The organism is Sphingorhabdus sp. (assembly GCF_044239005.1).
In the GTDB taxonomy this organism is placed as follows: domain Bacteria; phylum Pseudomonadota; class Alphaproteobacteria; order Sphingomonadales; family Sphingomonadaceae; genus Sphingorhabdus_B.
This window is the reverse complement of the sequence record NZ_JBIICH010000117.1, coordinates 1-6,293: the sequence shown is the minus strand read 5'-3', so window position 1 is coordinate 6,293 and position 6,293 is coordinate 1. Positions and strand designations below refer to the sequence as shown.

The window sequence follows — 6,293 nt, the reverse complement described above, 5'->3', positions numbered from 1 at the left end:
CCTGCTCGTCGAACAATGTGCCGCGGTTGGTCAGCGTGCCGAAATTCGCATGCAGCCGGGCTATGATCACAGCTATTATTTCATCTCGACCTTCATGGCCGAACATCTCGCTTGGCATGCGGAACGGTTAAACGGCTAAAGCCTTGGGCATTGCCGATTCTGCTGCGCATATGAAGATCCCGACAGATCGCCCTTATGTGCTGCTCGACGATGCCCGCATGCACGGTGCGTCGCCGGCACGGCTATATACCGACCCGGTTGAAATATGGACCGCCAACAGCTTTGATGAAGTCGACGCTGTGCTTGATGCCCTGCGTGACGCGCAGCGCGGCGGGCTTCATGCCGCGGGGTTTTTGGGCTATGAATGTGGGCAGCATTTCCTGCCAAATCTTGGGCAAGAACGCAGCGGACCACTGGCGTGGTTCGGCTTGTTTCCCAGCTACAGCACAATCTCGGCTGACGTCGTGCCGTCATATCTGCCCGATCCGGCGGGGGCATGGGTGTCGGAATTGCGCCCCGCGATTTCGCGTGCAGAATATGGCGATGCCTTTGCGGCGGTGCAGGATTTTATCCACGCCGGGGACATTTATCAGGCCAATCTGACCTTTCCGCTTTCGGCCGATTATGCGGGCGATCCGCTGGCCTTATATGCGGCGCTGCGCGGCCGCGCGAAGGCGGGCTATGGCGGTGTCATCTATACAGGGGACGCGCATTATCTGTCCTTTTCACCCGAGCTGTTTTTCGCGCTCAAGGACCAGCGCGTGACGACAAAACCGATGAAAGGCACGGCACAAAGGCAAGCCGACCCGCAACGGGATAGCGATGTCGCGGAGCGCTTGCGCACCGACCCGAAGCAACGGGCTGAAAATTTGATGATCGTCGATCTCCTCCGCAATGATCTGTCCCGTGTGTGTGCCGCGGGCAGTGTCGCCGTGCCGGAATTGTTTCATGTCGAAAGCTATCCCACGGTTCATCAGATGACCTCGACCGTTACGGGTGTGCTGAATGAGGGTGTGGATGCGGTTGACGTCATAACGGCATTATTTCCATGTGGATCGATTACGGGCGCGCCGAAAATTCGCGCAATGCAGGTCGTTGAAGACGTGGAAACCGCGCCACGCGGAATATATTGTGGCTCCATCGGGCGTATTGATGCCAATGGCGATGCCGCCTTCAACGTTGCCATTCGTACTTTTACCTTGTGCGATACCACAAAGACGCTTTCACTTGGGCTAGGATCAGGCGTTGTCGCCGATTCCCACGAAGCAGATGAATGGGCAGAATGTTTGGCTAAGGGGGATTTTGCCAAGGTGGACGATACCGGATTTGACCTGATCGAAACCATGCGTTTTGAACCGATGACCGGTATCCTTCGGCTGGAGTTGCATCTGGAGCGCATGAAGACCAGCGCGCAGTTGTTCGGATTTGAATTTGACCGGCACGCATTGCGCAACCGCCTACACGCCAGCATTTTCCATCTCGATCAGCTTTCGAAAATCCGGCTGATGGTTTCCCGGCATGGTGCCGTCGCGATTGAGATCAGCCCGCTGCAGGATGTTGCCGACTGGCGCGTTGCCGTTGTCCCGCTTCCTGTCGCCGCCCAAGATTTCCGGCTTCGGCACAAGATGAGCGATCGGGCTTTTTACGACAACGCGCGAAAAGCGCGGACGGATTGTGACGAAGTTATCTTCGTCGGTGCCGATGGCCGTTTAACAGAAGGTAGCATCACGGCCTTGTTTGTTGAACGGGACGGTGTTCTGCTGACGCCACGGCTTGAGACCGGGCTTCTGCCATCTGTGCTTCGCCGCGCGCTTATTGACGCTGGCGAAGCCCAAGAGGCGGACCTGACCACCACCGATTTGGCGGGTGGTTTTTTTGTCGGGAACAGCGCACGTGGATTAATAAGAGCGCATAGGGTTGCGTAACTTTTAGCGAGGCTTTAGGGGCAAGCGCGCAACTTCTGTTCAATTTTGCCCGAAAGTTTTGATGATGATTGACCGTCTGTCGGCCGCGCTCGGCCGGATTGCCCCTTCAGCGACGCTGGCCATGTCGGGACGTGTGATTGATCTTAAATCACAGGGCATTGATGTCATTGGACTGTCGGCGGGTGAGCCCGATTTTGACACGCCAGAATTCGTCAAAGATGCCGCCATTCAGGCCATTCGTGACGGCATGACTAAATATACTGCGGTGGACGGTATCGCCCCGCTCAAGCAGGCGATCATTGCAAAATTCAAGCGCGACAATGGCATTGAATATACGCCAAAGCAGATCACGGTAAACTCAGGCGGGAAGCACACATTGTTTAACGCCCTGGTCGCAACGATTGATGCGGGCGATGAAGTCATCATCCCCGCACCTTATTGGGTGAGCTATCCCGATATTGTTCAATTCGCCGGCGGAACGCCCGTGATCGTTATGGCGACTGCGGCGCAAAATTATAAAATCACGCCAGAGCAACTGGAGGCAGCCATCACGCCGAAGACGCGCTGGTTGATCCTGAATTCACCGTCCAACCCGACCGGCGCCGCTTATGATGCGGCTGAGTTGAAAGAATTGGGTGCCGTGCTGCTGCGCCACCCGCACGTCATGCTGCTGTCCGACGATATGTACGAACATATCTGGTATGCGCAGGCGCCCTTTGCGACGATGCTTCAGGTGTGCCCCGAACTATATGATCGCACCCTCACCATGAACGGCGCGTCGAAGGCCTATGCCATGACCGGTTGGCGCATCGGCTATGCTGGTGGCCCGGCATGGTTGATTAAGGCGATGGCGGATTTGCAATCGCAATCGACCAGCAACCCTTGTTCCATCTCACAATATGCCGTGCTTGCTGCGCTTAACGGACCACAGGATTTCTTGCGGGAACGCAATATCGCTTTCCGCGAACGCCGCGACCTTGTCGTTGCTATGCTGAACGACGCACCGGGGCTTAGCTGCCCGACGCCAGAAGGCGCATTTTATGTCTATCCCGATGCAACCGGCGTGATGGGCAAGACGACGCCCAAGGGTAAGAAGATTGAAACCGATGCCGATCTCATCGATTATTTCCTGGATGATTATCGCGTGGCTGCGGTGCATGGCGGGGCGTTCGGTCTGTCGCCAGGCTTCCGGATTTCCTATGCAACATCGTCGGATATCCTCAAGGAAGCGTGCACGCGTATCCAAGCAGCCTGCGCCGCACTCACATGACCGCAATATGTGCATCACGCTGAACGGCGTTCATGCACGTTTAATGTGCTTTCTGGTGAAGCCTTCCAAAGCCGATGCACATAGCTGTTTCGGCGCCCATCTGTGCACTATGTCAGAGATAAAATATGGACCGTCTTTATAACTTTGTGCGATCGGATCTTTTCCTCAGTCTGGCCGGCGGATTTGCGCTCGGTTTGGCTGGGCTGGCGATCATCAAACCTGCGAGTGCGAATGATCAAAACGCAGAAGCAACGCGGTCTGTGTCCGTTGGAGGTCCATCATATGAAGCGGCTGCCCCGAACCCCTAAATACGTTATCCGCGCGGTACATGTCGCGCTGCTGTTTGGTTTGGTGACAGGGTGCGGTTCCGACTTTGGATCCGCCGTTGGCACTGCGCATGCCGAAGAGGGCATTCGGATCGCCGCTCCCTTTACGAAAATGGTTGAACCAAAGGGCATGCAGACCGCTGTTTTTGCCGGCGGTTGCTTCTGGGGTGTGGAGGCTGTGTTTGAACGCGTGAAGGGCGTGACGCGCGTGGAGTCGGGTTATTCCGGCGGGACGCGGTCAACGGCTGACTATGATCTCGTCAGTTCGGGCGTCACGCGGCATGCTGAATCGGTTCGCATCCAATATAACCCTGCGGTGGTGAGCTATGGCGAACTGCTGCACATATTCTTTTCGGTGGTGCATGATCCGACCCAATTGAACCGTCAGGGTCCGGACCGCGGCAAGCAATATCGATCCGCGATATTCCCCGCAAACGCAGCACAGCAAAAGGCGGCGCGTGCCTATATGGCGCAACTGGACAGGGCGGGATATTGGAAGAAACCCATTGTGACGACGCTGGAGCCCATCAGTTTCTTTCCTGCCGAAAGTTACCATCAGGACTTCATGGCGAGAAACCCAAGGCACCCCTACATCGTGCAATGGGACAAACCCAAAATTGCGAATTTGAATAAGCTTTTCCCGAACCGCGTTCGGTAATTAGGTCCTGACCCTAGCCCCGATAGGCGGGGATCGCCCAGCCTTTCCAAATCGCCATTGCCCGCAGGGCAAAACCGGCAGTCGCGCTGAAAATCGCGGCGGGCAGAACGGGTAGCCCAACAAATAACAACAGGCCAAAAAGGCCTGATGCCAGCGCCGCAGCTGTTACATAGATTTCGGGCTTAAGCAGGATCGACGGCTCACCGGCCAGCACATCGCGAATGATGCCGCCGACGCAGGCGGTGATGACGCCCATCATCATGGCCGGTAGCAATGGAACGCCAAGCGTAAGTGATTTCCACGTGCCGAACACCGCGTAAATGGCAATGCCCACCGCATCGAACCAGTCAAGCGCACGCGGCTTCCAAAGATGCTGTGGCGTCACCCACACCAGCCCCGCGGTCACAAGACAGGTTGCTGCAAAACGCCAATCCTGAACCCAGAAAACGGGCGCACCGATAAGCAGATCACGAACCGTGCCGCCACCCGCGCCGGTAACCAGCGCAAAGAAGGAGAAGGTGACGAGCGTTTGTTTGCGTTGCGCCGCGGCGAGAGCGCCCGATGCCGCGAATACAGCGATCCCAAATAGGTCCAGCCATGAAATCATGGCCGGGGCTATTTGGGCCGCTTGGGTAATCATCACATGTGGATCGGTTTGCCGGTCACGGCCATGGCCGCTTCCTTTAAGGCTTCGGCATGGGTCGGGTGGGCATGGCAGGTATATGCAATATCTTCCGACGTTGCACCGAATTCCATAGCCACGGCTGCTTCGGCGATCATGCTTCCGGCGATGGATGCGATGATATGCACGCCAAGCACGCGGTCGGTTTTTGCATCGGCAATGACTTTGACGAAACCGTCTGTCGTGCGATTTGTTTTCGCACGGCTGTTGGCCATCATCGGGAATTTTCCGACCTTGATCTCGCTACCCGAAGCCGAAGCATGTTCGTTCGCTTCTTCCTCGGTCAGGCCAACGCTGGCAATCTCAGGGTAGGTGTAGACGACGCCCGGGATGACGTCATGGTTGACGATGCCCGTTAGGCCCGCAACAAATTCAGCCGCGGCAATGCCTTCGTCTTCTGCCTTATGCGCCAGCATTGGACCGGGGCAAACGTCGCCGATCGCGTAGATGCCGGGGACATTGGTCTGGAAATCATGGCCGATTTCAATCTGCCCGCGCGCATTGACCGCGAGGCCCGCTTTTTCCATTGCAAGGCCATCGGTGTTTGCGCGGCGGCCAATCGCCACAAGTACGCAATCCGCTTCAATCGTTTCGCTTGCACCGCCGGCTGATGGTTCAACGGTCAGCGTGGCCATGCCGCCCTTTACCGTTGCGCCGGTAACCTTTGTGCCCATGCGCAGGTTGAAGCCCTGTTTCTTGAAGATCTTGGCGGCTTCCTTGCGGACTTCGCCGTCCATGCCGGGCAGGATCTGGTCAAGATATTCGACCACAGTCACTTGCGCGCCAAGACGTAACCACACGCTTCCAAGCTCAAGTCCAATAACACCGCCGCCGATGACCACCATGTGCTTTGGCACCTTTGGCAATGCCAGCGCGCCTGTGGAATCGACGATAACCTTTTGGTCTATTTCGACACCGGGCAATGGCGTTACCGATGATCCTGTCGCGACCATGATGTTTTGGGCGGTGTAATTTTTGCCGGCCACATCAATGCTGTTGGCTGATGTGAATGCGGCGCGACCCTTGAGCCAATCAACCTTGTTCTTTTTAAACAGAAACTCGATGCCGCCGGTCAATTCGGTCACAGCCTTCGCTTTTTCGGCGTGCATTTGATCGAGGTTGAGCGAGACGCTTTTAAAATCGATACCGAATTTCGCCAGCGAACCCGATTGTGCCTCATGGTACATTTCGGACGCATGCAGCAAAGCTTTCGACGGAATGCAGCCGACGTTGAGGCAGGTGCCGCCCAATGTCTCGCGGCTTTCGACGCAGGCTGTTTTCAGGCCGAGTTGTGCGGCGCGGATGGCGGCAACATAACCGCCCGGACCTGCACCGATAACGATCAGGTCATAATCATGTTCTGCCATTGCTCAGCTCCTTAAAGGTCGATCAACAACCGGGTCGGGTCTTCAATCGCCTCTTTGACGATTTT

At 56.4% G+C, this 6,293-nt stretch carries 5 protein-coding genes and 1 pseudogene; 4 read left to right on the top strand and 2 right to left on the bottom strand.

Features of this window, described 5'->3' with window-relative positions:
- The 4 genes and pseudogenes from ACILQA_RS09080 to msrA all read left to right on the top strand — a co-directional run.
- Positions 1-139 (top strand): annotated as a pseudogene (locus ACILQA_RS09080) (S-formylglutathione hydrolase); the annotation flags it as partial.
- Between the two features lie 31 nt (positions 140-170).
- Positions 171-1,925: an aminodeoxychorismate synthase component I gene (gene pabB / locus ACILQA_RS09075; protein ID WP_395629409.1), complete on the top strand. Its 1,755-nt coding sequence runs from the start codon at positions 171-173 to the stop codon at positions 1,923-1,925.
- A gap of 67 nt (positions 1,926-1,992) precedes the next feature.
- Positions 1,993-3,195: a pyridoxal phosphate-dependent aminotransferase gene (locus tag ACILQA_RS09070; RefSeq protein WP_395629410.1), complete on the top strand. Its 1,203-nt coding sequence runs from the start codon at positions 1,993-1,995 to the stop codon at positions 3,193-3,195.
- A gap of 282 nt (positions 3,196-3,477) precedes the next feature.
- On the top strand, positions 3,478-4,179 hold the full coding sequence (gene msrA / locus ACILQA_RS09065) for a peptide-methionine (S)-S-oxide reductase MsrA (protein WP_395629408.1): 702 nt from the start codon (positions 3,478-3,480) through the stop codon (positions 4,177-4,179).
- Positions 4,180-4,192: 13 nt separating this feature from the next.
- On the opposite strand, the gene ACILQA_RS09060 is transcribed toward msrA, so the two are convergent.
- Positions 4,193-4,819, bottom strand: a complete 627-nt coding sequence (locus ACILQA_RS09060; RefSeq protein ID WP_183942369.1) for a trimeric intracellular cation channel family protein — start codon at positions 4,817-4,819, stop codon at positions 4,193-4,195.
- On the bottom strand, positions 4,819-6,228 hold the full coding sequence (gene lpdA, locus ACILQA_RS09055) for a dihydrolipoyl dehydrogenase (RefSeq protein WP_395629407.1): 1,410 nt from the start codon (positions 6,226-6,228) through the stop codon (positions 4,819-4,821). Before lpdA ends, ACILQA_RS09060 begins: the two co-directional genes overlap by 1 nt.
- Positions 6,229-6,293: the final 65 nt, after the last annotated feature.

Excerpts from the sequence above, each read along its gene's own strand:
- msrA (WP_395629408.1), top strand. The coding sequence starts at position 3,478 with ATGAAGCGGCTGCCCCGAACCCCTAAATACGTTATCCGCGCGGTACAT.
- lpdA (WP_395629407.1), bottom strand. The coding sequence starts at position 6,228 with ATGGCAGAACATGATTATGACCTGATCGTTATCGGTGCAGGTCCGGGC.
- pabB (WP_395629409.1), top strand. The coding sequence starts at position 171 with ATGAAGATCCCGACAGATCGCCCTTATGTGCTGCTCGACGATGCCCGC.
- ACILQA_RS09060 (WP_183942369.1), bottom strand. The coding sequence starts at position 4,819 with ATGATTACCCAAGCGGCCCAAATAGCCCCGGCCATGATTTCATGGCTG.